General features: G+C 35.9%; 27 protein-coding genes. 16 read left to right on the forward strand and 11 right to left on the reverse strand.

Going from position 1 to position 25,937, the window contains the following annotated elements; genetic code table 11:
• The 4 genes from pnuC (at nt 1) to V3Z67_RS04605 (ending at nt 5,364) form a co-directional block, all read left to right on the forward strand.
• The gene (pnuC, locus tag V3Z67_RS04590) at nt 1-636 is read left to right on the forward strand and encodes a nicotinamide riboside transporter PnuC (RefSeq protein ID WP_330442199.1); all 636 of its coding nucleotides are present in this window, start codon (nt 1-3) and stop codon (nt 634-636) included.
• The gene (locus V3Z67_RS04595; RefSeq protein ID WP_330442200.1) at nt 597-2,459 is read left to right on the forward strand and encodes a DUF4301 family protein; all 1,863 of its coding nucleotides are present in this window, start codon (nt 597-599) and stop codon (nt 2,457-2,459) included. Before pnuC ends, V3Z67_RS04595 begins: the two co-directional genes overlap by 40 nt.
• Before the next feature lie 36 nt (nt 2,460-2,495).
• Nucleotides 2,496-2,897, forward strand: coding sequence for an alternative ribosome rescue aminoacyl-tRNA hydrolase ArfB (gene arfB / locus V3Z67_RS04600; protein ID WP_330442201.1), 402 nt, complete (start codon nt 2,496-2,498; stop codon nt 2,895-2,897).
• Between the two features lie 274 nt (nt 2,898-3,171).
• On the forward strand, nt 3,172-5,364 hold the full coding sequence (locus V3Z67_RS04605; protein WP_330442202.1) for a TonB-dependent receptor: 2,193 nt from the start codon (nt 3,172-3,174) through the stop codon (nt 5,362-5,364).
• A 37-nt stretch (nt 5,365-5,401) separates the two neighbouring features.
• Here the strand turns inward: V3Z67_RS04605 and V3Z67_RS04610 are convergent, their stop codons facing one another.
• Nucleotides 5,402-5,881: an SRPBCC family protein gene (locus tag V3Z67_RS04610; protein ID WP_330442203.1), complete on the reverse strand. Its 480-nt coding sequence runs from the start codon at nt 5,879-5,881 to the stop codon at nt 5,402-5,404.
• Nucleotides 5,881-6,309 carry a Rieske (2Fe-2S) protein gene (locus tag V3Z67_RS04615; protein WP_330442204.1) on the reverse strand — a complete coding sequence of 143 codons (429 nt, stop codon included), beginning with the start codon at nt 6,307-6,309 and terminating at the stop codon, nt 5,881-5,883. The genes V3Z67_RS04610 and V3Z67_RS04615 overlap by 1 nt, the downstream gene beginning before the upstream one ends.
• Nucleotides 6,310-6,476: 167 nt before the next feature.
• On the opposite strand from V3Z67_RS04615, the gene greA reads away from it, so the two are divergent.
• Nucleotides 6,477-6,953, forward strand: a complete 477-nt coding sequence (gene greA, locus V3Z67_RS04620; RefSeq protein ID WP_035136006.1) for a transcription elongation factor GreA — start codon at nt 6,477-6,479, stop codon at nt 6,951-6,953.
• A gap of 17 nt (nt 6,954-6,970) precedes the next feature.
• Entirely contained in the window at nt 6,971-7,360 is a 390-nt protein-coding gene (locus V3Z67_RS04625; protein WP_330442205.1) for an HIT family protein, read from the forward strand.
• 34 nt (nt 7,361-7,394) lie between these two features.
• On the opposite strand, the gene V3Z67_RS04630 is transcribed toward V3Z67_RS04625, so the two are convergent.
• Entirely contained in the window at nt 7,395-8,543 is a 1,149-nt protein-coding gene (locus V3Z67_RS04630; RefSeq protein ID WP_330442206.1) for a sensor histidine kinase, read from the reverse strand.
• A 158-nt stretch (nt 8,544-8,701) separates the two neighbouring features.
• On the opposite strand from V3Z67_RS04630, the gene V3Z67_RS04635 reads away from it, so the two are divergent.
• Nucleotides 8,702-9,580 (forward strand): flavin reductase family protein, encoded by an 879-nt coding sequence (locus tag V3Z67_RS04635; protein ID WP_330442207.1) that lies wholly within the window; start codon nt 8,702-8,704, stop codon nt 9,578-9,580.
• Nucleotides 9,581-9,629: 49 nt separating this feature from the next.
• Nucleotides 9,630-10,016 carry a DUF3127 domain-containing protein gene (locus tag V3Z67_RS04640; RefSeq protein ID WP_330442208.1) on the forward strand — a complete coding sequence of 129 codons (387 nt, stop codon included), beginning with the start codon at nt 9,630-9,632 and terminating at the stop codon, nt 10,014-10,016.
• Nucleotides 10,017-10,051: 35 nt separating this feature from the next.
• On the opposite strand, the gene V3Z67_RS04645 is transcribed toward V3Z67_RS04640, so the two are convergent.
• Together V3Z67_RS04645 and V3Z67_RS04650 are read right to left on the reverse strand one after the other, a co-directional pair.
• Nucleotides 10,052-10,687, reverse strand: coding sequence for a hypothetical protein (locus V3Z67_RS04645; RefSeq protein WP_330442209.1), 636 nt, complete (start codon nt 10,685-10,687; stop codon nt 10,052-10,054).
• Between the two features lie 846 nt (nt 10,688-11,533).
• The gene (locus V3Z67_RS04650; protein WP_330442210.1) at nt 11,534-12,199 is read right to left on the reverse strand and encodes a hypothetical protein; all 666 of its coding nucleotides are present in this window, start codon (nt 12,197-12,199) and stop codon (nt 11,534-11,536) included.
• A gap of 283 nt (nt 12,200-12,482) precedes the next feature.
• On the opposite strand from V3Z67_RS04650, the gene V3Z67_RS04655 reads away from it, so the two are divergent.
• The 5 genes from V3Z67_RS04655 (at nt 12,483) to V3Z67_RS04675 (ending at nt 17,650) form a co-directional block, all read left to right on the forward strand.
• Nucleotides 12,483-14,192, forward strand: a complete 1,710-nt coding sequence (locus V3Z67_RS04655; RefSeq protein ID WP_330442211.1) for an AraC family transcriptional regulator — start codon at nt 12,483-12,485, stop codon at nt 14,190-14,192.
• 61 nt (nt 14,193-14,253) lie between these two features.
• Nucleotides 14,254-15,963, forward strand: a complete 1,710-nt coding sequence (locus V3Z67_RS04660; RefSeq protein ID WP_330442212.1) for an AraC family transcriptional regulator — start codon at nt 14,254-14,256, stop codon at nt 15,961-15,963.
• A gap of 75 nt (nt 15,964-16,038) precedes the next feature.
• Nucleotides 16,039-16,674, forward strand: a complete 636-nt coding sequence (gene aat / locus V3Z67_RS04665) for a leucyl/phenylalanyl-tRNA--protein transferase (RefSeq protein WP_330442213.1) — start codon at nt 16,039-16,041, stop codon at nt 16,672-16,674.
• Between the two features lie 40 nt (nt 16,675-16,714).
• Nucleotides 16,715-17,074 carry a hypothetical protein gene (locus tag V3Z67_RS04670; protein ID WP_330442214.1) on the forward strand — a complete coding sequence of 120 codons (360 nt, stop codon included), beginning with the start codon at nt 16,715-16,717 and terminating at the stop codon, nt 17,072-17,074.
• Between the two features lie 105 nt (nt 17,075-17,179).
• Complete coding sequence (locus tag V3Z67_RS04675; RefSeq protein ID WP_330442215.1) at nt 17,180-17,650, forward strand: hypothetical protein; 471 nt, start codon at nt 17,180-17,182, stop codon at nt 17,648-17,650.
• 48 nt (nt 17,651-17,698) lie between these two features.
• Here V3Z67_RS04675 and rpmA read toward each other — a convergent pair whose 3' ends face one another.
• Nucleotides 17,699-17,959: a 50S ribosomal protein L27 gene (gene rpmA, locus V3Z67_RS04680; RefSeq protein ID WP_035135155.1), complete on the reverse strand. Its 261-nt coding sequence runs from the start codon at nt 17,957-17,959 to the stop codon at nt 17,699-17,701.
• A gap of 24 nt (nt 17,960-17,983) precedes the next feature.
• Nucleotides 17,984-18,343: a 50S ribosomal protein L21 gene (gene rplU / locus V3Z67_RS04685; protein WP_035135157.1), complete on the reverse strand. Its 360-nt coding sequence runs from the start codon at nt 18,341-18,343 to the stop codon at nt 17,984-17,986.
• A gap of 202 nt (nt 18,344-18,545) precedes the next feature.
• On the opposite strand from rplU, the gene V3Z67_RS04690 reads away from it, so the two are divergent.
• Complete coding sequence (locus V3Z67_RS04690) at nt 18,546-19,871, forward strand: M16 family metallopeptidase (protein WP_330442216.1); 1,326 nt, start codon at nt 18,546-18,548, stop codon at nt 19,869-19,871.
• Nucleotides 19,872-19,886: 15 nt separating this feature from the next.
• On the forward strand, nt 19,887-21,938 hold the full coding sequence (locus tag V3Z67_RS04695) for a M16 family metallopeptidase (protein ID WP_330442217.1): 2,052 nt from the start codon (nt 19,887-19,889) through the stop codon (nt 21,936-21,938).
• Nucleotides 21,939-22,008: 70 nt separating this feature from the next.
• Here the strand turns inward: V3Z67_RS04695 and V3Z67_RS04700 are convergent, their stop codons facing one another.
• Nucleotides 22,009-22,875, reverse strand: coding sequence for a DMT family transporter (locus V3Z67_RS04700; RefSeq protein WP_330442218.1), 867 nt, complete (start codon nt 22,873-22,875; stop codon nt 22,009-22,011).
• Nucleotides 22,876-22,989: 114 nt separating this feature from the next.
• On the opposite strand from V3Z67_RS04700, the gene V3Z67_RS04705 reads away from it, so the two are divergent.
• Nucleotides 22,990-23,532 (forward strand): heavy-metal-associated domain-containing protein, encoded by a 543-nt coding sequence (locus tag V3Z67_RS04705; RefSeq protein WP_330442219.1) that lies wholly within the window; start codon nt 22,990-22,992, stop codon nt 23,530-23,532.
• Between the two features lie 48 nt (nt 23,533-23,580).
• Here the strand turns inward: V3Z67_RS04705 and gldD are convergent, their stop codons facing one another.
• The 3 genes from gldD to V3Z67_RS04720 are packed head-to-tail and all read right to left on the reverse strand — an operon-like array spanning nt 23,581 to nt 25,933.
• Nucleotides 23,581-24,150 carry a gliding motility lipoprotein GldD gene (gene gldD, locus V3Z67_RS04710; protein WP_330442220.1) on the reverse strand — a complete coding sequence of 190 codons (570 nt, stop codon included), beginning with the start codon at nt 24,148-24,150 and terminating at the stop codon, nt 23,581-23,583.
• Nucleotides 24,150-25,436 carry a gliding motility-associated protein GldE gene (locus V3Z67_RS04715; protein WP_330442221.1) on the reverse strand — a complete coding sequence of 429 codons (1,287 nt, stop codon included), beginning with the start codon at nt 25,434-25,436 and terminating at the stop codon, nt 24,150-24,152. The genes gldD and V3Z67_RS04715 overlap by 1 nt, the downstream gene beginning before the upstream one ends.
• 23 nt (nt 25,437-25,459) lie before the next feature.
• Complete coding sequence (locus tag V3Z67_RS04720) at nt 25,460-25,933, reverse strand: single-stranded DNA-binding protein (RefSeq protein WP_330442222.1); 474 nt, start codon at nt 25,931-25,933, stop codon at nt 25,460-25,462.
• Nucleotides 25,934-25,937 lie beyond the last annotated feature (4 nt).

Raw genomic sequence — 25,937 nt, forward strand, 5'->3', positions numbered from 1 at the left:
ATGAATGAGGTTTTTGATTTTTTATTTGCTTCCTATAAAGAGTACAGCACATTCCAGATAGGCCTTGAAGTAGTAGGATTAATCTTTGGAACCCTCAGCGTTATCTTTTCAGCAAGAAACAGTATTTGGGTTTATCCCACCGGTATTATAAGTACCATAGCCTATGTTTACCTGTTATATCAATGGGAACTTTTTGGGGATCTTATTATCAATGCCTACTATTTTATAATGAGTATTTATGGCTGGATATTATGGAGCAAAAAAGATAAAGAGCACCATAACCTGCTTAAAATATCCTCAATGAATGCTAAAGATAACTTAATATGCTTAGGCATTTTCACAATTTCGGCTATATTTGTGGCATCTGTGTACATTTATTTTGATAAATTTACAGCATGGTGGTCTTACATAGACAACCTCACTACCGCCCTTTGTTTTATCGGTATGTGGCTATTAGCCAAAAGAAAAATAGAGAACTGGATTTTCCTCATTATTGCTGATATTATTTCTATTCCGCTTTATTTCATAAAAGGATATACACTATCCAGTATTCTCTACCTAATTTTAACCATAATTGCTATTTTCGGTTATTTATCATGGAAGAAAACATTACAAAACAACATAAAACCAGTATAACTATTGCTATATACAGCAATAGTACAGTAAAGCATGAATGGAAAAACAGGCTTAACGAAGCATTTGAGAACAGCACTATAGCTTTCACTTTTCATATTTCCGACTTTTCAAACCAAACTGACGGAGATATTGCTGTAATTGTAAACAACAAGCCAAATAAAGAAGTAAGCCATTTTACAAACAACCTTGAAAAGCACAATAAAGCCTTTGTAATTGTTGATAGTTTTGAAGAAATTGAAAACCTGTTAACCGAACTGCAAAACACACTTGAATTAGGCTTTACCTACAACGACTTTAGTCAGATATATAGCTTGGGCATTACCACAGCTAAAATAAAATCACAACTAAACACCTTTAAAAAAGGAATAAGTAAAGTTGTTTTAGACAGGCCTGCTACCGTTAAAGACGGTATTAAACCCCTAGATAAAAAAAAGGCACAGGAATATGCTTCTCTTTTTGATGAAAAACGTAACGACCTTACTCTTAAAAAATTCATTCCGGCATCGGGGGCAGCAACCAGGATGTTTAAATTCCTTAATGAGTTCCTGCTTAATTTTGACCCTTTAAACGATACTGTTAATGCATACATCAATAAAAGAAGAGATGAGGCATTAAAGGTTTTCCTTATTGGTGCCGATAAGTTTCCTTTTTTCAAAGAAGTACTGGAAGAATCAAAAAAACACCCTGAATATAGCGAATGGACTAAAGATGAGCGTTATTACAACTTTATAAAAACGCTTCTTACCAACGAAAAGTTTGACTTTGCCAATAAACCGAAAGGCATACTTCCTTTTCATCAATATGACGGATTTACCGCTACACCTGTATTCGAGCATTTAAAGGAAAGTGTTTCTTACGCATACTCAAACGGTAAAGCACATGTACATTTCACCATATCACAGGAACACCTTGACGGTTTTATAGACTGCATTAAAGAGGTTAAGGATGATATTGAAAAAGAATCAGGTATTGATATCGATATAGACTTTTCCTATCAGCACAAACAAACCGACACTCTGGCGGTAGATATGAGCAACAAACCGTTTAGAGATAGTGATGGTAAACTGTTTTTCAGGCCCGGTGGTCATGGTGCACTTATAGAAAACCTAAACCAGCTGCAAAGCGATGTGGTTTTCATCAAAAACATTGATAATGTAAGTCATAATAATATAAAAACTATTTCACTATATAAAAAAGCACTGGCCGGCATACTGCTAGAGCTACAGGAAAAAGTATTTGGTTACCTTGAAAAAATTGAAAAAGGAAACATTCCTGCCAATGAAATTGACGAAATATTCGATTTTGCTAAAAACAGACTTTTCCTTAACATCCCGCCCGATGTAAACAAGTACACCTGTGAGCATAAAATAGAGTTCCTAACCGAATTATTAAACAGACCGATAAGAATATGCGGTATGGTTAAAAACGAAGGTGAACCGGGTGGTGGTCCGTTTTGGGTTAAATCTAAAGACGGAAAACTGTCATTACAAATTGTAGAAAGCTCACAAATAGACTTAGAAAACAAAAGCCAGAACGAGATTTTCTCACACTCTACCCATTTTAATCCGGTAGATTTGGTTTGCGGACTTAAAAACTACAAAGGGGAATACTTTGACCTGAGAGAATATACTGATCCCGACACCGGATTTATAGTAACCAAAAACAGGATGGGACACGATGTAAAATCGTACGAACTACCGGGATTATGGAATGGTGCTATGGCAGGCTGGATAACTGTGTTTACCGAAGTACCTCTGGACACTTTTAATCCTGTAAAAAACGTAAACGATTTACTTAAGACTTCCCATCAGCCTAATCATTAATAAGCTTATTCCGATTTTTTTTTCGGAAACACGAATATGAATAAACAACAATTACTAAACGAAACCGAATATAAAGCTGTAAGAAGCAGTGGAGCCGGAGGGCAAAATGTAAACAAGGTGTCCTCTAAGGTAATTCTTAATTTTGATCTTAATAATTCGCAGGCTTTTACCGAGGAAGAAAAAGAACTGCTTAACGAAAAACTAAGCTCAAGGCTCAACACTAAAGGCACGCTTATATTACAGTGCGATGAAGACCGTAGCCAGATACGCAACAAGCAACTGGTAACAAAACGTTTTATTGAGCTTATTGAAACAGCACTACAACAGGACAAACCCCGTATTGCTACTAAAATACCTAAGGCCGTGATTAAAAAACGACTGGAAAACAAACGCCGACAGGCAGAAAAAAAGCAGTCGCGCAGAAAGTTTGATTATTAAACAGCAAACATCACCTTCTTAATCTACTAAATTTCAAAACATTACACCCTATTTTAATATTTTAAGATTGTAATGAGGCTAACCGTATTTTTTTACTACTTTTGCGCCGTCTCAAAGGGGTGCTCTACAAGGGCTGAGATTATACCCAAAGAACCTGGGCAGGTAATGCTGCCAAGGGAAAGGCAAAAAGCACTATAACTGCAATTTGCCACCATAAAATCAATTTAACACTAACAGAATAATTACCCCTTTTATTCGTAAACCTTTTTTACGAATGAAAACTTTATTCATTACAAATCAATTCAAATCGGTCAGGAAACCGTTGGTACTGGCATTGGGGCTTTTTGCCTTTACTGCAAATGCACAGGACAATAACACTGTTCAGGATACTACCAAAACAGATGCCGACAAATACAAACTGGAAGAAGTACTGGTGTCGGCAGTAAGGGTAGACAAAAAAACTCCTGTAACTTTTACCAATGTTAGTAAAGAAGAACTTGCTCCCCGCAACCTGGGTCAGGACATACCTGTACTTTTAAACTTTCTTCCTTCGGTAGTTACCACTACCGATGCCGGAGCCGGTATAGGTTATACCTCTATGCGCGTAAGAGGATCAGACGCTACACGTATTAATGTAACCGTAAACGGGATACCTTACAATGATGCCGAATCTCAGGGATCATTTTGGGTAAACATGGGCGACTTCGCTTCTTCTACCGAGAACATTCAGCTACAGCGTGGTGTAGGTACTTCTACAAATGGTGCAGGTGCTTTTGGTGCCAGCCTTAACCTGCTTACCGATGCTTTCTCTAAAAAATCAAGCGGAGAAATATCAAACTCATTCGGTAGTTTCAATTCAAGGAAACACACCGTTAAATTCAGTACCGGACTGATGAACGATCATTTTGAAATTGCAGGACGTTTATCAAACATCAAATCTGACGGTTATATAGACCGCGCCTCTTCCGATTTAAAATCGTATTTCCTACAGGGTACTTATGTAGGCAAAACAACCCTAATTAAAGCCCTTGTTTTTGGAGGAAAAGAAAAAACATATCAGGCATGGAACGGCATAGATTTGCAAACCCTGGAAGAGAACAGAAGATACAACACATCAGGCTACCATTTAGACGAAAATGGTAATGTTCGTTTTTACGATAATGAGACCGACAACTATCAACAGGATCATTATCAATTTCACTGGAATGAAAAGCTTTCTGACAACTGGAGTACAAATGCCGCATTACACTATACAAAAGGGAAAGGCTATTATGAAAATTTCCTTTTCCAGACATCTCCAGACGGTTTTGGAGGAATTTTACCTACCGATTTTGCTGAAGATGAAAACGGAAACCTTACTATACCTGTTACCGACCTAGTAAAACAGGAATGGCTTGATAACGATTTTTACGGAACTACTTTTTCTGCAAATTATAAAAAAGATCAATGGAATATAATTGCAGGAGGAGCATGGAACAAATATGAAGGAGACCATTACGGAAATGTAATTTGGGCAAGAAACATGGGGCCTGTAGAGCCGGAAGACAAGTATTATGATTTATATGCTAAGAAAACCGACTTTAATTTATTTGCAAAAGCAAACTGGGATATTACACAAAAAGTAAGCCTTTTTGGCGATATACAATACAGGAGGGTAAATTATCAGGCAGACGGAATACAACCTCAATTGGTAGACGATACCTTTAATTTCTTTAATCCAAAAGCAGGAATAACTTACACTTTAAATAATTCAAACAACATATACCTTTCGTACGCCAGAGCAAACAGGGAACCCAGAAGATCAGACTACGTCGCAAGCAGTGTTAACCCTGAAACACTAAATGATTTTGAATTAGGCTGGAGACATGCTTCTAATAAAGTAAAATTAAACTTTAATATTTACTACATGCGTTACAAAGACCAGTTAGTATTAACCGGCGCATTAAACGATGTAGGCTCACCTATTTATGCTAATAGCGTTGATAGCTATAGATTAGGCCTTGAGGCAGATGCTACAGTTTTTATAACTAAAAATATAATTGTAAGGCCTAATATTACATTAAGCGACAATAAAAATGTTGATTTTTACACTGAAACAGAGAGCGGATCTCAAAGTTTAGGTGACACCAAAATTGCTTACTCTCCGGATATTATTGCAGGAAATCAGTTAACAGTTATTCCTGTAAAAAACTTCCAGATTACTTTGCTTTCAAAGTTTGTGGGAGAACAGTTTATGAATAACATTGAACAGCCTGAATCTAAGCTTGAAAGTTATTTTGTAAACGACCTTAACCTTAACTATAACTTTGAAACCGGTTCTTTTATAAAAGAAGTAGTTTTAAGCGGAGTAATAAATAACATTTTTGATGAAGAATATATATCTAACGGATACATGTATGGCAGCACACCATACTTTTACCCACAGGCAGGTATTAACTTCCTGCTTGGCGCAACATTGAAATTTTAATTTTCGAGTATAGTTAACCAATAAAAAATCCTGCCGTTTATAACGACAGGATTTTTTTATGCTTTGCACTGTCTTCAGCAAACTCTTTTATTGTTTGGTTTCGCTTTTCCAATAGCCTCTTCATGTATTGTTTTAAAAATAATCGGTCTGACATTTTTCCCAGCAAACCTAAAGGACTTTTATAATCAAACACATCGGTCATAACGGTTACTCCGTTCTTCTCCTCAAAATAATGATGATGTACAAAACTTTTAAAAGCTCCGTCTATCATTTCATCGGTAAACTTATTAGGATAGTCAAAAAAAGTAATCTTTGAGGTAAGTATTTGGTAAAAGCCCAAATGCTTTGCTCTCCATGTTACACTCTCCCCCTCCCCCATAAGCCCTGAGGTTTTTCCGGCGATAGCCTCTTCACTTGTTTGTACAGTAGATAGTTTATGTAAATCTATGCTTCGGGACAGGTCAAACACAACCTGCATTGGTGCATTAATAGTTGTTATAATGGTTATAACAGGCATTAATTATACACTCTTATAACATTTTCATTTATAATCTCTACCCTATACGGTTTTAACGGAAATTCTACCTCACTGGTTGCAAGACCAGTAAACAGGTTATATTCTACATCGTCGCATGGACAAACGGCATTAATCCCATTAATTTCGAGCGTTGAGCATGAACTCAACTCCTGGTTTGGGCAACTGGCCTCAAAAGCCGTATAACCTCCACCGGTATTCATTACTATAATACCTCTAATACCTATCCCTGCCTGACCTATATAAACCGGACTACTGGTAAACTGCAACTGCGAATATAACGGCAGGCTCATGTCTATATTTATAGAAAAAGCATAATTAGGCAGATACCTGTTGTTATTATTGTAGTCGTCCTTGCTACAGGATGACAAAAAAGCAACTGCAAGCAGCAGTAACAGATATTTTCTCATTTTGATAAATTTTTACTGTATAATTATGAAACAAATTTAATTTATTTAACTTTGACAAACGCATTAGCGCGAATTTAAAAATTGACGTAATAAAAAAAATAGTATCTTTGTGATATGAAAAATCCCGTCCTGATGGGATTTTTTCTATTTATATAAACGATGAAGTTATGAGTACAGTATCTTACTACACAGCAGAAGGATTAAAAAAATTAAGAGATGAGTTAGATCATCTTAAAGCTATAGAAAGACCAAAAGCTTCTCAGGCTATTGCCGAAGCACGTGATAAAGGAGACCTTTCGGAAAATGCAGAATATGATGCAGCAAAAGAAGCACAGGGACTTCTTGAAATGAAAATAGCTAAAATGGAAGACCTTCTTGCTAATGCACGACTTATAGACGAGTCTCAACTTGACCTGTCTAAAGCACTGGTACTTTCTACAGTAAAAATTAAGAACCAGGCCAATGGCATGGAAATGAAGTATACCCTGGTAGCAGAAAGCGAAGCCGACCTGAAAACAGGAAAAATATCGGTTACCTCACCTATTGGTAAGGGGCTTTTAGGAAAATCAGTGGGAGAAGTTGCTGAAATTAAAGTTCCAAACGGGACGCTTCAGTTTGAAGTACTTGAAATTACAAGAGAATAACCTTTAAACTTATCGCTATGAGTTCCATATTCACTAAAATTGTAAACGGAGAAATCCCGGCATATAAAGTAGCCGAAGACGATAAATTTCTTGCCTTTCTGGATGTAAACCCAAATGCTAAAGGACATACCCTTTGCATACCTAAGCAGGAAATAAACAAAATTTTTGATATGGAAGAAGACCACTATCTTGAACTGATGAAGTTTTCAAGAAAAGTGGCAAAAGCGCTTGAAAAAACAGTAGCATGTAAGCGTGTGGGTGTTGCGGTTGTAGGTCTTGAAGTACCTCATGTACACGTTCACCTTATCCCGTTAAACGAAATGGACGAAATGCGTTTTACCAATAAGGTAAAACTTGAAAAAGAAGAATTTGAAGAACTGGCAAATGCTATAGATGCCAACCTTTAAAAAATAAAAAAGGCACTTTTAAAAGTGCCTTTTTTTATGCTTTGCGGTAACTTGCCTGCATGGTGGTACCTACACCAATTTCAGACTCTTTTACCTTAATCTTTCCTTTATGATATTCTTCAACTATACGTTTGGTTAAGGATAGTCCTAATCCCCAGCCTCTCTTTTTAGTAGTAAAGCCCGGCTCAAAAACCTTTTTAAACCTATTCTTTGCTATTCCCTTACCGGTATCGGTTACCTGAATTTTAATCAACTCTCCGGTATCCTCCAGCACCACTTTTAGTGAACCTTTACCTTTCATAGCATCTACTGCATTTTTAACCAAATTCTCTACAGTCCAGCTGTGCAGTTCTCGGTTAAGCATAACGTAAACAGGACAGGTAGGCGCCTTAAATAAAAACTCTACCTGGCTTGAAGTACGTGACCTTAGGTATTCAAACGAATGTTCGGTCTCGGCCACAATATCAAGTTTTTCAAGCACGGGTTCAGATCCAATTTTGGAAAAACGGTCGGCAATGGTTTGTAATCTACTTACATCTTTTTCCACTTCGGTCACAGTAGTCTCATCCACATTATCAATCTTCATAATCTCTATCCACCCTAACAGTGATGAAAGTGGTGTACCTATTTGGTGAGCGGTCTCTTTTGCCATACCCGCCCATAACTTATTTTGAGTTGCCATTTTTGATGCTCTGTAAAAATTAAAAACAACAGCACCAAACAGCACTATAATAAGTATTAAGGCAATAGGGAAATATTTAAGCTGATTGAGCAGAAAGGAGTTACCATAATAAACAAACTGATGTTCTGTAGGAGAGAGATCCATCACTATAAAGTTATTCTCTCTTTTAATATCCTCTATATATTTTTTGAGCTTCACAGAATCTTTTACAATTTCCTCACTAACATTACTAATATCCTTCAGGTTGCCTTCAGAGTCTGTCCAAACTGTTGGAATAGTGGTATTTTTACTCATTATCCGTCTTAGAAACTCAACATCAGTAGTACTTTCTGCCTTGTTTAATTCCTCAAGAGAATCTGCCCAAATCTCCATTTTATTCCTCTCTTCATATTTAAAAACCTGAAAAAGATAATAGGTATTCCATAGTATTAATACGACTATGAGAAAAGATGCCAGAATAATAAATCCGCGGGTAAAATTCCTGTTGTTAGAAAACTGCATACAATGGTATTTGTGGTCTAAAGATACTAAATATGGTAAAAGTGCGGGCATTTATAACGATACAAAGCAGCGTTTATTATTTTGTTATTAACTCTGCTTTGGTAAAATGGTTTAAGTAGTCAGGAAAATTTATCTTTGCATAAAACACAATTTTTGCAATGCTTAGTATAGATCCAAAAGAAATACCTGCAGCAAAGCTACAGGGCTACCTTCAGGGAGCCGTAGGCCCAAGGCCGATAGCTTTTGCCAGCACGATTGATAAAGACGGAACCCCTAACCTTTCTCCGTTCAGTTTTTTTAATGTATTTAGCTCTAACCCACCAATACTGGTATTTTCGCCGGCACGCAGGGTTAGGAACAATACAGTAAAACACACGCTTATTAATGCCGAACTTAACCGTGAGGTGGTTATCAACATAGTGAATTATGCTATTGTACAGCAGGCTTCGCTAGCGAGCACCGAATATGGTGAGGGAGTTAACGAATTTATCAAATCGGGGCTTACCATGCAGCCGTCAGATATCGTTAAGCCATTCCGTGTAAAGGAATCGCCTGTGCAGTTTGAATGTAAAGTAAACGATATTATAGCATTAGGTAACGATGGTGGTGCCGGTAACCTTATTATATGTGAAGTGGTAAAACTACACGTAGACGAAAGTGTACTGGATGAAAACGGAGCTATAGACCAAAACAAAATTGATTTGGTTTCCCGTATGGGTGGTAACTGGTACAGCCGTGCCAATGCAGGCCTTTTTGAGGTTGAAAAACCACTTACAACACTTGGAATTGGTGTAGATGCCATACCTGATTTTGTAAAGGAAAGCACTGTTTTTAACGGAAACGACCTAGGCAAGCTGGGCAATGTTGAAACTTTGCCTACCGAAGAAGAAATTGATACCTTTGTAGAAGAGTCTTTTGAGGCTAAAGCTGTTTTAAGCGCTGATGACGACACTAAAAAATTCCTAAAAGCAAAGGAGCACCTAGATAACAATGAGGTAGCTACGGCGTGGAAATTACTTTTAGCAACAAGAAAATAATACGATTGACTGCCTTGTAGCAGTAAAACAATAAAATAACAATTTGAACATGGAAGTTACAGGAAGAATTAAAATGATTGATGAAACTAAATCTTTTGGAAGCAACGGATTTAGAAAAAGAGAATTGGTAGTTACAACAGATGAGCAATACCCACAGCACATCCTTGTTGAGTTCACTCAGGACAAGTGTGATTTACTTAACAGCTATACCGTAGGAGAACCTGTTAGAGTTTCCATTAACCTTAGAGGCAGGGAGTGGGTTAACCCACAGGGTGAAACCAAATACTTTAACTCTATACAAGCCTGGAGAATTGAAAAACTTCAACCTGCTGCACCGGCACAACAAACGCCTCCGCAACCGGGTCCAAACTCATATGACTCTTTTGAGCCTGCAACAAATTACAAAGAAGAAGATCACGACGATCTTCCGTTCTAATACAACTAAAAAGCCCTGTTTTAAACAGGGCTTTTTTAATAATCACTCGTAAGTGTTTTTACTTCTAACTGCAAGCCAATAGAAAAATCTTGCTTCTTTTTGTATATATTATTCTCTTCTGCTTTTAAGTAACGACAGTACCCGTCTTTAGCTTTATAATTTACAGGAGCATAATAGTAGCAATCCCTACAGGAAGTATCTGTAAGCTTTTTTACAGATATAAAAAACTTATTGGTTTTATAATTGTATTTTGATAAATCTAACTCAACTTTTTTTAACCTATCATTCGTACACTCCTCAAGCGCTATTAACATAGGTTCACTATTCACCTTCTCACCAACACTATAATCATCATTAACCTCATACAGCGTAACTTCAAACTCTGTTTTATTAACTTTAAATGTACTGTAATCTCGTCCACCAAATTCTATAACATGAGCTATTTCTGTAAAAAAAAGTTTAATCACCTGTATAGTACCTTCCGGCAGACTATCTGTTAAATAAAAAACAGGATCTTCAGTAAAATACAGGTTACTATTTACATAAACCTGTTTAAAGTTACCACATTTTACTTTTTTTACTTTAGGTTTTTTTACATCTTTTTCAACAACAACATCCTGTAAGTGGATAACATCCTTTTCAAGGTTTTGAGAAAACAAAATTGTAGGCATTAAAGCCACAAAGCAAATTAAAAAGCGACTAAACATGTAATAAAATTTGTACCTAACTAACGACATACTATAATTAGTATTGTAGTTTATTAAAAAAATAAAGCCCCGAATTACTTCGGGGCTTTTGTGTTGAAAAAGACAACTCTCTTTTTGCAACAACCCAATAACATATTAAAGTCCCTGTTTAAAGCAGATATGGAAAAGCAAAACAAGGATACTTATCACAAGTACCGGATATAATTCTCATAGCAATTTTTTTTAACACTAAACAGCAGTCTGACCTAACTAAGTGTGTAATTTTAATTTGTTTCTAAGCCTCCGTCCCTAAGGATATTACAAGGTGTGGGGATAGGAGACCTAAAAACTTTATAGCTTAACAATTAAATACAACGAACGTAAAACCCCTTTTAACAAACTAAATAATAACCTTAACCTGTTTCTAATTTAAAAACGCAGAACCTAAAACATTAAATAGCATTCCGTTTGTATTAACCATTAGCCTACTTATAAATAATTTTATTTTTAAGCCTTCGCCTTTAAGTATATTACAAGGTGTGGAGGCAAAGGACTTAAAAACAATATGCGGCTGTGTAAACTGTATATAACTGATTCCCTTTACTAACTTTAAAACCTCAGTCTCCTGCCTTAAGTATATCATTAGGTGTGGAGCAGGAAAACCAAGGAACATTATGAACAAAACCCTATACTCAATACATCAAATAACAGTAAATAATCAATCCTTTCATTAAAGAGCTTTTAGCTCCTGCCCTTAAATATATTATCAGGCGTGGAGGCAGGGCAACCAAAAGCATTGTGATTACTCTTCTATCAAAAACTAAACTATTACTACAATGTAAGTGCTGTTACTACAGCCGCATTTAATACTGCTTGTGCAGGACTGTCAATACCGCCGGAAAGACCCGCTGCCATAATTGAATTACTTCTTGACCAATCATCATCATCCCCTCCGTTTGATGGAGATTGCATTAAACCGCGACATTTAATAGTCAACAAACAAGCATTTAAAACAACCAATTTTTCTTCTTCATCTATCTTCATGTTTGAAGTTATATTATCAATAAGATTATTTAATAACATATCAATATCACTACTTGATTTTATTGTACTATTAAAAAAATCATCAATCAAATAACCTGCCTCAGCACTTAAACTTAAATTATTACTTACTTCTTTAGGGTAGATAACAATTCTATCTAAATCTAATTCATTTAAAACTACTTTATCACTACCTGTCAATCCAAGAAAATTTTTACTTGAGGCAGACAAATCAAAAACCTGATTCATTACAATACCTGTATCATCATCCCCACCCTTATAGTAAACTTTATATGCATCAATGATTTCATTTAAAGCTCTTACTTCTACACTTTCAGTGGCATCTATTTTCAGATTAACCTGTGCTTCTTTTTCAAAATTTTCATTAAAACTATCTTCACTACATCCTACTAAACTCATTATAGCAACCGCCATAAACAAAGAAAATCTTTTCATAACTTTTTTTTTAGATTTATTTCTTTGTCTACTTCCCGGGCAGTAAACTTTTGTCTTGTTATCGATACAGGGCAAAACTATGGGAGATGAAAAAGGCCTGCAAAAGGTTGTTCTGCAGATTTATAAATCTGCAGCTACAAATTCTTTAATAAACTGATTATCAGTTAAAAAATTTAACTTTTTTGATTTTGAAAAAGATGTATTTTTGCAGAGAATACATTGTTTAAACCCCATAACAAACTAATTATGCCTTTTTAAAAAGCTTAAAAAGGCACGACCTATCATGAAATCTTATTATTTATTTATTTTATTGCTTTATAATTTTTGTGCAATTGCACAAAATGGCATTAAAACACCTGACTCACTTGAAGACAAATCATACGACGAATTAATCTCAAGAATAAATGACTCTAAGCAAGACAGCATTCTTAACTTAATATATATTAATACGTATATCCAAAAATCAAAAAAAGAAAATGACCCCGAACATTTAATGATAGGATACAGAAAAGCTCTTATTCATTTTAAAGAAGAAGTTGCTCTAAAATATACAGACAGTATAGCTAAAATTGCATTTTCTCTAGGAGATGATATGTTAATAGGAAGGTTATATATAGATAAAGCCATTATATATTATACTTCTAAAAACTACGAGAAATGCCTTTCCAATTATCTACTAGCTGATAAATATATTAATGAAGAAAATGACATCTACACACAATACAAAATCAAATATGGCATTGCCAATATGAAATTATATCTTGGCTATTTCGACGAAGCCATAAGTTTATTTTCTGAGTGCAGTGAATTTTATAAAAACAGAGAAGGCTATAATAACTCTCAGGGATATCTTTATTCACTAAGATCATTAGGCCGTTGTTACAATCAAATTAAAGAATATGAAAAATGTACTGAAATAAACAATTTAGGCATAGAAAAATGTATCGGAAAAAAATATGATCTAATAAAAACATATTTTGTACAGTCAGAAGGAATAAACCAATACGGAAAAAAGAACTATGCTAAATCTATTGACCTACTTAAAACTTCACTTCCAAGAATAATTGAGAATGATGATTTTCTTAATGTAGCTATTAACTATATGTATTTAGGAAAAAGTTACATAAAATCAGAAAAAGAAGAAATTGGCATAACCCTCCTTCAAAAGGTAGATAGTATTTTACAAAAGCACAATTATGCTAATCTGGATTTAAGACAAACCTATGAGGATTTTATAAATTATTACAAAAAGAAAGGCGACCTAGAAAACCAGTTATTGTATACCAACCGATTACTGGATGCCGATAAAATACTTGAGAAAAACTATAAAGATCTTATATCTACCATACACAAAGAGTATGATACTGCCGAACTGGTTGCCTCTAAAGATAATCTTGAAAAAACACTTAAACGTAACAAAATAATAAGTTATACAATATATGGTTTAAGCAGTATTATCATACTGATAATAACTTATATGCTTATTGCCAACTATAAAAAACAAAAAGTATACAAACAAAAGTACGAAGAGCTTATTGCCAAAACCAGTGAACGTGAAAAGCAACCGGAAGAACCTGTCCAAATAACAAAGGTTGTTACTGATGAACTCGATATTAATAAGGATATAGTTTTCAAAATACTAAAAGGACTGGAAGCTTTTGAAAACAAAGAAGAATATCTGGGTATAGGCCTAACACAGTCGGCACTGGCAGAAGAGCTTGACACCAATACCACCTATCTGTCTAAAGTAATAAACCATTATAAAGGCAAAAACTTTAACTCCTACCTTAATGAGTTGAGGGTAAATCATGCCGTATCATTATTAAAAAACAGCCCTACCCACCGCAGGTACACTATAAAAGCACTTGCCGAAGAACTTGGTTTTAGTAATCCCAGAAGTTTTTCAGATGCTTTCTTTTCCCAAACAGGTATTAAACCGTCTTACTTTATTAAGCAGATTGAAAAAGAACCTGACTTATTAATGAGTGCTTAAAATACAATTCCCATAAATCTAAAATGAGCCTTTTACTAATAGTAAAAGGCTATACTCCCCCATGAAACCGCCTTACTTATTCCTTTTTCTGTTATTCCCTTTTTTTGCTAAAGCACAAACAAATTCTAAAATACCCGATTCTTTATCAAAGAAAAGTTATGATGAATTAACCGATTGTATTGATAATCATGATTTAGACAGTACTACTATAAATCTGTTCATAACAGCTTATATCGAAAAGTCAAAAAGAGAATCAGACACTTTAAATCTAATTTCAGGATACAGAAGTCTTTTAAACAGAAAACCTCAAACACTAGCGCTAAAATATGCCGATACAATTTTCAAACTGGCAAACACATTAAAAGAAGATGAAGAAATAGGCCATGCATATCTTGACAGAGCGGTCATATACTATATTTCTAAAAACTACCAAAAATCTCTGGATAATTATTTAGAGGCAGACAAATACATTAATGAAACAAATGATCCATATACCCAATACAAAATCAAATATGGAATAGCGAACATCAAATATTATTTAGGCAATTATCAGGAAGCTTTAGAACTATTCACCAGTTGTAAGGATTTTTACAAAAAAAGGGAAGGACGCAACAACAAGCTGGGCTATCTTCACACACTCTGCTCTACCGGACAATCATATTTTAAACTCGGTCAATATGAAAAATGCAGCGAAACAAACAGGGCAGGAGTAAAAGATAGTAAAGACCCAGTTTATAAAGTAATCCATAATTATTTTCTTCAGTCTGAAGGTATAAATCAGTTTGCTAAACAAAATTACAATGAAGCCATAAAGTATTTATTAAAATCACTTCCCGAAGTCACCAATAACAATGATTTTGTAAATATTGCAATCAATGATATGTATCTGGGTAAAAGTCACATTAAGCTTAACCAAGAAGAAACAGGTATAAACTACCTACAGAGGGTAGACTCCATTTTACAAAAACATCATTATGCCAATCTTGACTTAAGAGAAACCTACGAGCTATTTATAAATTATTACAAAAAAAAGAATGATCTTGAAAACCAGTTAAAATACACCAATCGATTACTGGAAGCCGACAGGATACTTGAAAAAAACTATAAGGATCTTATCCACACAATACATAAGGAGTATGATACTGCCGAGCTGGTCGCCTCTAAAAACAATCTTGAAAAAATACTTAAACAAAATAAGGTAATAAGTTATAGTATATATGGAGTAGGGAGTATTATCATACTGGTAATTACCTTTATGCTTGTAGCCAATTATAAAAAACAAAAAACATACAGGTTAAAATACAACGAACTTATAGCCAAAACAAAAGAATATGAAAACCAGCCTGAATTACCAACAACAGTCCCTAAAGTTACACTGGAAGACCTAGATATAAATAAAGAGATTATCTCAAAAATACTCAAAGGCTTAGGGGAATTTGAAAAGAAAAAAAACTATCTAAACTCAGGCATAACCCAGTCGGCTTTGGCAGAGGAATTGGAAACTAACACTACCTACCTGTCTAAAGTAATTAACCATTATAAAGAGAAAAACTTTAACTCCTACCTTAATGAGTTAAGAGTAAATCATGCTGTATTATTACTAAAAAACAGCCCTACTCATCGAAGGTACACCATAAAGGCTCTGGCTGAAGAACTTGGCTTTAGTAACCCGCGAAGTTTTTCGGATGCTTTCTTTTCCCAAACCGGTATTAAACCTTCCTACTTTATTAAACAGGTTGAAAAAGAACAGGGACTACAGCCTGAAGAATAAATGATATACACCTATCACTTTTATCAAAATAGGTAAATGCTTACCTTTGAGCATTAAATAAAAGTACATTAATCCATGTATTATCTTTCCAGAGACCTTTACTTCCCTCCTGCCTGCCAAGCCTCACCCGAAGGTATTGTGGCTATAGGCGGCGACCTGTCTCCTGAAAGACTGCTTCTTGCCTACCACAACGGTATATTCCCGTGGTTTGAAGATGACGAACCCATACTATGGTGGTCACCGCCGGAAAGAATGGTGCTTTTCCCTAATGAACTCAAGGTATCTAAAAGCATGCGCAATATTATAAACAGGGGAATTTTTAAAGTTACCTTCAATACTGCTTTTAGAGATGTTATTACTAACTGCCGCAATATAAAACGTGATGGACAACCCGGCACATGGATAACTCCCGAAATGGTAGACGCCTACTGTGAACTTAACAGTCTGGGTAAAGCAAAATCAGTAGAAGTTTGGCAAGATGATGTACTTGTTGGAGGGCTATATGGTATTGATCTTGGTCATATATTTTGTGGCGAAAGTATGTTCTCTAAAGTATCTAATGCCAGCAAGATAGCCTTTATCGCTTTGGTCAAACAACTGGAAATGGCAGGGTATTTGCTTTTAGACTGCCAGGTATACAACGATCATCTTGCAAGCCTGGGTGCACGCGAAATATACCGTGAAGATTTTTTAGACATCCTAAAACGTTAAAATAAAACCACTTATACTTAAATAAAGTATATTTGCGCCCGTGAAAGAAAATTTCAAAAAAATATCATTATCCTTAATTGCTCTTATATATCTGTTAGCAACAGGTATATCAGGTAATCATACACCCGACTTTAATACTAACATAGTAAAGTCAAAAGAGCAGGTATTTTTCACTAAAACCGACTTTAAGTCTTCTTTCCATTCTGCCACAAACGAAACCAAGCTTTTAGAGACTGATGCAAAGAAGGCAGATGTGCCATTTTATAGCATAATAAGCAGTCTTAAAGCAATAACCTGGTTTATTCAGGACAACTATTCTCAATATCTGTTCAATAATGGAGATTCACTGCTCCGCTTTACTTCTACAGATATTATTTACCCTTTCCATTTTTTTTGGTAAACACCTAAGTCATTTTACAGCAGCCATATCCATGGCTAAAACTTTTACACGCCGGCAGTAAAAACTGTATGGCAAACTCATTATAAACATATAACAATTCAAAAAATGGACTTAGGTACAGCAATAATAGGTGGTGTATTACTTTTAGTATGCATTATACCTATAGTAATAGCACATAACAGCAGTAATAAAAAATATAAAAAAACACTGGGAGCATTAAGCGATTATGCAGCAGAGAAATCATGTAAAATAAACCAACAGGATATTTGGATACACGCCGCTATTGGTATAGACTCCCAAAATCGTATGCTCTTCTTTTTAAAAGGCGACAGTAATGCACACACTATAGAACATATTGATTTAAACAAAATAGAAGAAAGCAGGGTTGTCACTCCCGATAGCAGGGAAAAGTCAGACCGTATTAACAGGCTGGTACTGGAACTCCAACCGGCAAACAACAGTGAACAACCAGCAGTGCTGGAGTTTTATAATGCTAATGTTTCCATGCAGCTTGCAGACGAACTGATACTGGCTAAAAAGTGGAAACAAATAATTAATGATATGGTAGGTGCCTAAAAACAAAAAGCCCACTCAATGAGTGGGCTTTTGTATTGTTGCAAATTCTTAAGCTTCAAATGGAACTATAGAAACAAAAGATTTGTTGTTAGCTTTTTTCTGGAACTTAACAACACCGTCAACTTTAGCATGTAAAGTATGATCTTTACCCATGTAAACGTTTTCACCCGGGTTGTGTTTAGAACCTCTTTGTCTAACGATAATGTTACCGGCAATAGCAGCCTGTCCACCATAAATCTTAACGCCTAGACGTTTCGACTCTGATTCTCTACCGTTCTTGGAACTACCGACACCTTTCTTGTGAGCCATGATGTTTTAGTTTTTAATTGTTAATTATTCTTCTGTAGCTTCCGCTTTTTTAGTCGCCTTTTTCTTAGTACCACCAGCTGTAATTCCTGAAATTACAATTTGTGTTAATGATTGACGGTGACCATTTTTAACTTTGTAACCTTTTCTTCTTTTCTTTTTGAAAACGATTACTTTGTCTCCTTTTAAGTGTTGTAACACTTTGGCTTCAACTGAAGCACCTTCTATAGCCGGGGCGCCAAGGGTAACTGTTCCGTTGTCATCTAGTAAAAGAACTTTTGCAAATGAAATTGCATCTCCTTCTTTACCTTCAAGACGGTGAACATAAACCTTTTGGTCTTTGCTAACTTTAAATTGCTGCCCTGCTATCTCTACGATTGCGTACATAACAATATGGTTTAATTAATTTTTTGAGTTTGCAAATATACAACTTAATATTTATCACACAACAGGTTAGCACAAAAAAACAAAGTCAAAAATCATATTTGTAACCCCCTAATTATCAATATTTAAAAAAAATGAAAATTTATTGTAACAAATTGCCGAAATTGCGTACCAATTAGCAAAATCAAAAATATTATTAATTTTTATGAAAAAATCTTTAATGGCTTTGGGTTCACTTCTTATGCTTAGCGGAGTAGCTTCGGCCCAAAAAGTAGCATTTGAGGAATACGATCTGGATAATGGTCTTCACGTTATCCTACATCAGGACAAATCGGCTCCTGTTATCGTTACATCAGTTATGTATCACGTAGGTTCTAAGGATGAAAACCCTGAGAGAACAGGATTTGCTCACTTTTTCGAACACCTTTTATTTGAAGGTACAGAAAACATCGCCCGTGGCGAATGGTTTAAAATAGTTACTGCTAATGGTGGGAACAACAATGCCAATACTTCTGACGACAGAACGTACTATTACGAAGTTTTCCCTTCTAACAACCTTGAGCTTGCCATTTGGATGGAATCTGAAAGGTTAATGCACCCGGTAATCAACCAAATTGGTGTTGATACTCAAAACGAGGTAGTAAAAGAAGAAAAAAGACTACGTGTAGACAACCAGCCTTACGGCAACCTTATTGCACAGGTTAAAAAGAACCTGTTTAAAGTTCACCCGTACCAGTGGGCTACTATTGGTTCTATGGACCACCTTGATGCCGCAACTCTTGAGGAGTTCCAGGCTTTCAACAAAAAATTCTATATTCCTAACAATGCCGTTTTAGTTGTAGCTGGTGACCTTGACATCAACCAAACTAAAAAATGGATAGATCAGTACTTTAGCGCTATACCTAAAGGAACACCTATTTCACGTAAGCATTTTGAAGAAGCTCCTATTAAAGAAACTATTCACGCTACATATGAAGATCCTAATATTCAGCTTCCAATGGTTGTTGCTGCTTACAGAACTCCTTCTATGAAAACAAGAGATGCAAGAGTACTTGACATGATCTCTACGCTATTAAGTGGCGGTAAGAGCTCAAGAATGTACAAAAGAATTGTAGACGAAGAGAAAATGGCACTTCAAATGGGCGCTTTCAGTTACAATCAGGAAGACTACGGCTCTTACATCATTTACGGTATCCCAATGCAGGGACACACTGCTGAAGAGCTTGTTGCGGAAGCGGATAAAGAAATCGTAAAGCTTCAAACTGAGCTTATCTCTGAGAACGAAATGCAAAAGCTTAAAAACCAGTACGAAAGTCAGTATGTTAACAGTAACTCAAGCATAGAGGGTGTTGCAGAAAATCTTGCAACTTACTACCTTCTTTACGGTGATGTTAACCTTATCAATACTGAAAACAGTATTTACCAAAGCATTACAAGAGAAGAAATCAGAGAAGTGGCTAAGAAATATCTTAACCCTAACCAAAGATTAATTCTTGATTACGTTCCAGCTACAGATAAAGCACAAAACTAAGCATACAGAAATATCATGAAAAAAGTTATATATATATTAGCCGGCTTGTTTTTATCAGTGACTTCAATGCAGGCTCAAGACAGACCAATGCCACAACCAGGTCCTGCCCCAACAGTAAACGTGGGTAAACCTGAAACTTTTAAACTTAAAAACGGTTTAAGAGTACTTGTTGTGGAAAACCACAAACTACCTAGAGTATCTTACACCCTTACAATGGACAACGCTCCTTATGCTGAAGGAAGCAAAAAAGGTGTTTCAGACCTTTTAAGTGCTGTAATAGGTAGCGGTACTAAAAAAATATCTAAAGAGAAATTCAATGAAGAAATTGACTTTTTAGGTGCTAACATCAACTTCTGGGCAAGTGGTGCTTCAGGAGGCGGACTTTCAAAATATTCTAACAGAATACTTGAGTTAATGGCAGACGGTGCCCTTAACCCGGTGTTTACTCAGGAAGAGTTTGACAAGCAAAGAGACAAAATGATTGAAGGTCTTAAATCTGACGAGAAAAGCGTTCCTGCTGTATCGTCAAGAGTTACAGATCTTTTAATTTACGGTAAAAACCACCCTAACGGTGAGTATGTAACCGAAGAAACACTTAACAACGTTACTCTTAATGATGTTGTCAGCAACTACAACACTTACTTCGTTCCTGGTAATGCTTACCTTGTAGTAGTAGGTGACGTTAAAGTAAAAGACGTTAAAAAACAGGTAGAGAAATTATTCGGTTCTTGGAAACCTGCTGTTGCTCCAAATGTAAGCTACACTGATCCTAAAGATGTTCAGTACACTCAAATCGACTTTGTCGATATGCCAAACGCTGTACAGTCTGAAATCTCTGTAGTAAACGTTTCTACACTTAAAATGACTGACAAAGATTACTTTGCTGCTATACTTGCTAACCAAATTCTTGGTGGTGGTGGTGAAGGCCGTTTATTCCTTAACCTTCGTGAGGCTCACGGATGGACTTATGGTTCTTACTCTTCTCTTGGAGCTAACAAACGTGTTACTTCTTTCCGTGCTACTGCATCTGTAAGAAACAACGTTACTGACAGTGCTGTTGTCGAGATACTAAACGAGCTTAAGAAAATAAGAACTGACCTTGTAAGCGAGGAAGATCTTAAAAATGCTAAAGCTAAATACATAGGTAACTTTGTAATGCAGATTGAAAAACCATCTACAGTTGCAGGTTACGCTCTAAGAACAGAAACTCAAAACCTTCCTGAAGATTTCTACGAGAACTACATTAAAAACATTAATGCGGTAACTCCGGAAGACATCAGAAATGCTGCTCAGAAATACTTCAAGGTTAACAACTCAAGAATCGTTATTGTTGGTAAAGCTGCCGATGTATTACCGGGACTTGAAAGTCGTAAAATTCCTATTAACTACTACGACAAGTTTGGTGCTCCTGCTTCAAAACCTGTACTTAACAAACCGGTTCCTGCAGGTGTAACTGCTAAAACTGTTGTAGAAGGATACATTAACGCTATTGGTGGTGAAAAAGCTCTTAAAGAAGTAAAAACACTTTACACTAAAGCAAGTGGTACTATACAGGGAACTACTCTTGATATGGTTGTAAAAACATCTGCAGATCACAAAATGGCTTTTGAAATAACAGCTATGGGCATGAGCATCATGAAACAGGTTGTTAACGACAAAGAAGGCTACATGATTCAGCAGGGGCAAAAAATGCCTATTGAAGGAGAACAACTTGAAGACATGAGAAAAGGTGCAGTTCCTTTTGATGAGCTTTCTCTGTTAAGCAATAATGATATCACTTTAACAGGAATAGAATCTTTCAACGGTACTGATGCTTATGCTGTTAAAAACGACAAAACTACACTTTACTTTGACGTTAAAACAGGTTTAAAAATTGCTGAAGTAATTGAAGTTGAACAAATGGGGCAAAAAGCTTCACAAACTTCTACCTACAGCGACTATAAAGAAGTTAAAGGAATTAAAATTCCATTTAAAAGAGGCCTAACAATGGGCCCTGGTATGGAAATAGAAATGACTGTATCTGAAGCTAAAATCAATGAAGGTGTTAGCGATGCTGACTTCCAATAATCATTAAAGATTTTTGATATACAAAAAAGGCTGCCTATTGGCAGCCTTTTTTATTATGTAATTATAAACTTTATTTCCTCGCTGAGAAATATACTCCTACTAAAATTATAAGTGCCCCAAAGCCCTGTGCAAGGCTTAACGACTCATTATCCAATAGACCCCATATACATGCCACAACCGGAATTAAATAAGTTACCGATGATGCAAATACAGGCGAAGACATTTGTATAAGCCTAAAGAAAACAATATTAGCAATACCTGTACCTACTATCCCTAGTATAGCAATATACATCATGGCTTTTTGCGCTTCTGGATTTACCACAACATCTGAAAAGCCCGAGCAAAACAATATAATTATAGCCGGAATAAGCATTACCGAAAAGTTACCTACGCTAATACTAAGCGGACTCAAATCTGACAGGTATTTCTTAATCAGGTTTACATTTAGAGCATAACATATAGTAGCCACAACAACAAACAAAGCATAAAAGTAATTTTGATTTGGGTTATCCATTGCGCCGTTATACACAAGCAGTATACTCCCTATTAAACCTATAACAACTCCAAAATACTGCCTCCTTTGGAACTGTAAACCAAATAGCAGCGCCCCCATAACAAGCGTATTAAGCGGCACTAACGAGTTTAGTATAGCACTTACCGAACTGTTTATCTCGGTTTGCGCCACAGCAAACAAAAAAACAGGCATAAACGTACCTACAAGCGCTGTAAGAGCAATATATTTCCACAGACCCAACGGAATTGTTTTAAGACTCTTAAAACCTATTATTAAAAGGAACAGTCCGCAAAAAATAATACGCAAAGCCCCCATTTGAGAAGCGGTTAATCCCTCAAGGCCACGCTTCATGAGTATAAACGAACTACCCCATACACATGCTAATATTATTAGCAAATACCATTTTAAATTTTTAGACTGCATACTTTTTAACTTATTTGAGTCCAAAAATCCGTTATTTAAAACTACCCGACAATAGTTTTTTCATATTTTTGTAAACTCTTTTACACGAGTTTATTAACTATAACAGTATACATTATGAACAGTATTAAAAAAATTGCATTTTTTGCTCTAACAGCCGCCCTTTTTGCAAGCTGTAAAGACAATGCTAAAAACAACATGGAAGCTCCGGAAGGAACTACTAATGATACTACGGCAACAGCTCATGAAACAGCTGCTAACCTTGAAACTACAACCTTTAAAATTGACGGCATGACCTGCCCACAGGGATGTGCTGCCACAATTGAAAGCAAACTTGCAGGTATGGAAGGCGTAGAGGATGCTAAGGTTGATTTTGAAAGCAAAACAGCTACGGTATCGTTTGACGCTTCAAAGCAAACTCCTGAAACATTAGTTACTAAAGTTGAAGGTATTGCTGATGGTGCTTACAAAGTATCTGATGTAAAATCTTCGGGAGATAAAGCTTACTACAGCGTAGACCAGGAAAAAGAAAAAGCGAAAACAACAACTAAGAAAGCAGGCGGTAAATCATGTACTTCTGGTGAGAAAAAAGAAGGTAAAAGCTGTTGTGGCGGAGCTAAAAAATGCTCATCTGAAACTAAGAAAGAAAGCAAAATGTAATTTCTTTTAAACGATATAAACAAAAAAGCGGCTATTAAGCCGCTTTTTTTATTTCCATTGAATGCTCTCCATTAAAGTTCGCATATCGTTCTTTATATAGTTTGCCGCAGGCATTAACGAGTCGTAATTAGGTTTTACATAAAAGTATAGCGATCCGCTCACAAAATGGCTCACACTATCTGTTACATAAAACTGGGCATTTGTAGCCGCATCTCCCCCTACCTGATAAAACATCCCGTAAAGTTTTTTCTCCGGAATCATAAAAGGCTGCTCCTGTATACCATCGGCTTTTATAACGTGCTCGTAAGTATGTTTTTGAGCATCTCTTAAAAGTCTATTCAAATCGTTATTAACAGGGTTGTAAGTAAGATAAACTGTAGCTTTCATATCAGGATAACGAATATCCAGATTGCAATTACCCTTATCCACTATAGTAGCCTTAGAGTTAGCTGCAAAACTAAAAGCACAGTCTTCATTATACATCATGTAATCAGCTTCCTGATAATCAAGCCTTAAATAAGCTTCAGGCTTAGGCACTACATCTTCTCCACACGATGTAAAAACTGCGATTGCCGGAAGAAGCACTCCTAAAGCAAAAAATCTTTTAATGGTATTCATTATATAAGTGTAACCTTAATTTGTTTAATCCTTCTCTTATCAACAGATTCGACGGTAAATATATTGCCATTAAAACTAATTTTTTGTCCTTTTTTAGGAAAATTTCCCGATATCTCTAAAATAAACCCACCCAGGGTTTCGGCTTCACCTTTTGCATCGTCAAATTCCTCTTCATTAGCATCGGTAATCCTGTAAAAATCTTTCAGACTTATCTTTCCGTCAAAAAGGTAATTGTTATCATCTATTTTAGAGTATATAATATCTTCGTCGTCAAATTCATCGCTAATATCTCCTACTATTTCCTCAAGAATATCTTCCAGACTAATAAGCCCCGATGTTCCTCCGTACTCATCTACCACAATAGCAAGGTGATTTTTCATTACCTGAAACTCTTTAAGTAAATCGTCGAGCATTTTGTTTTCGGGCACAAAAAATGCCGGCCTTATTATTTCCTGCCAATTGAACTCATCTTTATCAATATGTGGAATAAGATCCTTCACAAAAAGCACCCCTTCAATCTGGTCAATATTATCACTATATACAGGAATCCTTGAAAAGCCTTTATCTATAATTTTAGGAAATATCTCCTGAAAGGTTTCCTCAATCTCCAGTGCAAATATGTCTATACGCGGACACATTACCTGTTTCACATCGGTATTACCAAAAGACACAATCCCCTGTAATATCTTCTGTTCCTCCTGCGTAGCATCACCATAATCAGTAAGCTCTAACGCCTGCGAAAGCTGATCTACAGAGAAGTTGGTTTTTTTATTCCCAAACCTCTTGTTAAGTGCCAGTGTTACCTCACGCATAGGCACACTTATAGGGGACAGTAGTATATTAAGTAAATATAAAGGATAGGCAATACGCTGTGAGAAACGAATACTGTTTCTGGAAGCATACAGCTTAGGCATTACCTCACCAAACAACAACATACAAAAAGTTACCAAAAGTATTTCCAGCCCAAACCTAAGAAAAGGCGAAATTACATTAGCAAACAAATTAGACGACAACCTGAAGAACAGGATAATTACCGCCAGATTAAAAATATTGTTTGTAATAACTATGGTAGCCAGTAGCTTTTTAGGCTTATCAAGCAAAGTAGAGAGAAGCTTCCCTTTTTTAGGATTCTCTTCATTGATCTTATCAAGATCGTTTGGTGTTAGTGAAAAAATGGCTACTTCTGTTCCCGACATGTAAGCGGAACATATTAGCAGGATAAGTATCCCTGCTGCACCTATAAAAAGGTTATAATCTTGAAAGTAACTCGAGGGGTCAGGATCCAAAATAATGCAAATTAGTTAAACAATCAGAACGGAAGGTCGTCATCAGGAGCCGGTACATTTTGCGGTGCCGGATTTGCGTTCCTTGCAGGTTCGCTTCCCTGTGTGTTACCATAATTAGGCTTAGCCTGGGCATTACCACCACCATTGCCTTCAATATCCTTTTTAGTGGTTAAAAAGGTAAACTCGGTAACCTGAATTTCCGTTGTATACTTAGTACTGCCGTCTTCAGCCTGCCATTGGCGCGACTTAATACGGCCTTCAATATAAATTTTATCTCCTTTGGTAAGGTATTTTTCACAAATCTCTGCCGCTTTATTCCTCACCACAAGGTTATGCCATTCGGTAGAAGTAATTTTCTCGTTAGTCTGTTTGTTTATATACACCTCGTTTGTAGCAAGAGGAAATCTGCCTATACAGTTACCTCCCTCAAAGTAATGTAATTTTACATCATCTCCCAAGTGCCCTATAAGCATAACTTTATTTAACGTTCCGTTCATGGCT

The sequence above is a fragment of the Flavobacterium sp. C4GT6 genome (assembly GCF_036347315.1).
In the GTDB taxonomy this organism is placed as follows: domain Bacteria; phylum Bacteroidota; class Bacteroidia; order Flavobacteriales; family Flavobacteriaceae; genus Flavobacterium.

Excerpts from the sequence above, each read along its gene's own strand:
- pnuC (WP_330442199.1), top strand. The coding sequence starts at position 1 with ATGAATGAGGTTTTTGATTTTTTATTTGCTTCCTATAAAGAGTACAGC.
- V3Z67_RS04595 (WP_330442200.1), top strand. The coding sequence starts at position 597 with ATGGAAGAAAACATTACAAAACAACATAAAACCAGTATAACTATTGCT.
- arfB (WP_330442201.1), top strand. The coding sequence starts at position 2,496 with ATGAATAAACAACAATTACTAAACGAAACCGAATATAAAGCTGTAAGA.
- V3Z67_RS04605 (WP_330442202.1), top strand. The coding sequence starts at position 3,172 with ATGAAAACTTTATTCATTACAAATCAATTCAAATCGGTCAGGAAACCG.
- V3Z67_RS04610 (WP_330442203.1), bottom strand. The coding sequence starts at position 5,881 with ATGCCTGTTATAACCATTATAACAACTATTAATGCACCAATGCAGGTT.
- V3Z67_RS04615 (WP_330442204.1), bottom strand. The coding sequence starts at position 6,309 with ATGAGAAAATATCTGTTACTGCTGCTTGCAGTTGCTTTTTTGTCATCC.
- greA (WP_035136006.1), top strand. The coding sequence starts at position 6,477 with ATGAGTACAGTATCTTACTACACAGCAGAAGGATTAAAAAAATTAAGA.
- V3Z67_RS04625 (WP_330442205.1), top strand. The coding sequence starts at position 6,971 with ATGAGTTCCATATTCACTAAAATTGTAAACGGAGAAATCCCGGCATAT.
- V3Z67_RS04630 (WP_330442206.1), bottom strand. The coding sequence starts at position 8,543 with ATGCAGTTTTCTAACAACAGGAATTTTACCCGCGGATTTATTATTCTG.
- V3Z67_RS04635 (WP_330442207.1), top strand. The coding sequence starts at position 8,702 with ATGCTTAGTATAGATCCAAAAGAAATACCTGCAGCAAAGCTACAGGGC.
- V3Z67_RS04640 (WP_330442208.1), top strand. The coding sequence starts at position 9,630 with ATGGAAGTTACAGGAAGAATTAAAATGATTGATGAAACTAAATCTTTT.
- V3Z67_RS04645 (WP_330442209.1), bottom strand. The coding sequence starts at position 10,687 with ATGCCTACAATTTTGTTTTCTCAAAACCTTGAAAAGGATGTTATCCAC.
- V3Z67_RS04650 (WP_330442210.1), bottom strand. The coding sequence starts at position 12,199 with ATGAAAAGATTTTCTTTGTTTATGGCGGTTGCTATAATGAGTTTAGTA.
- V3Z67_RS04655 (WP_330442211.1), top strand. The coding sequence starts at position 12,483 with ATGAAATCTTATTATTTATTTATTTTATTGCTTTATAATTTTTGTGCA.
- V3Z67_RS04660 (WP_330442212.1), top strand. The coding sequence starts at position 14,254 with ATGAAACCGCCTTACTTATTCCTTTTTCTGTTATTCCCTTTTTTTGCT.
- aat (WP_330442213.1), top strand. The coding sequence starts at position 16,039 with ATGTATTATCTTTCCAGAGACCTTTACTTCCCTCCTGCCTGCCAAGCC.
- V3Z67_RS04675 (WP_330442215.1), top strand. The coding sequence starts at position 17,180 with ATGGACTTAGGTACAGCAATAATAGGTGGTGTATTACTTTTAGTATGC.
- rpmA (WP_035135155.1), bottom strand. The coding sequence starts at position 17,959 with ATGGCTCACAAGAAAGGTGTCGGTAGTTCCAAGAACGGTAGAGAATCA.
- rplU (WP_035135157.1), bottom strand. The coding sequence starts at position 18,343 with ATGTACGCAATCGTAGAGATAGCAGGGCAGCAATTTAAAGTTAGCAAA.
- V3Z67_RS04690 (WP_330442216.1), top strand. The coding sequence starts at position 18,546 with ATGAAAAAATCTTTAATGGCTTTGGGTTCACTTCTTATGCTTAGCGGA.
- V3Z67_RS04695 (WP_330442217.1), top strand. The coding sequence starts at position 19,887 with ATGAAAAAAGTTATATATATATTAGCCGGCTTGTTTTTATCAGTGACT.
- V3Z67_RS04700 (WP_330442218.1), bottom strand. The coding sequence starts at position 22,875 with ATGCAGTCTAAAAATTTAAAATGGTATTTGCTAATAATATTAGCATGT.
- V3Z67_RS04705 (WP_330442219.1), top strand. The coding sequence starts at position 22,990 with ATGAACAGTATTAAAAAAATTGCATTTTTTGCTCTAACAGCCGCCCTT.
- gldD (WP_330442220.1), bottom strand. The coding sequence starts at position 24,150 with ATGAATACCATTAAAAGATTTTTTGCTTTAGGAGTGCTTCTTCCGGCA.
- V3Z67_RS04720 (WP_330442222.1), bottom strand. The coding sequence starts at position 25,933 with ATGAACGGAACGTTAAATAAAGTTATGCTTATAGGGCACTTGGGAGAT.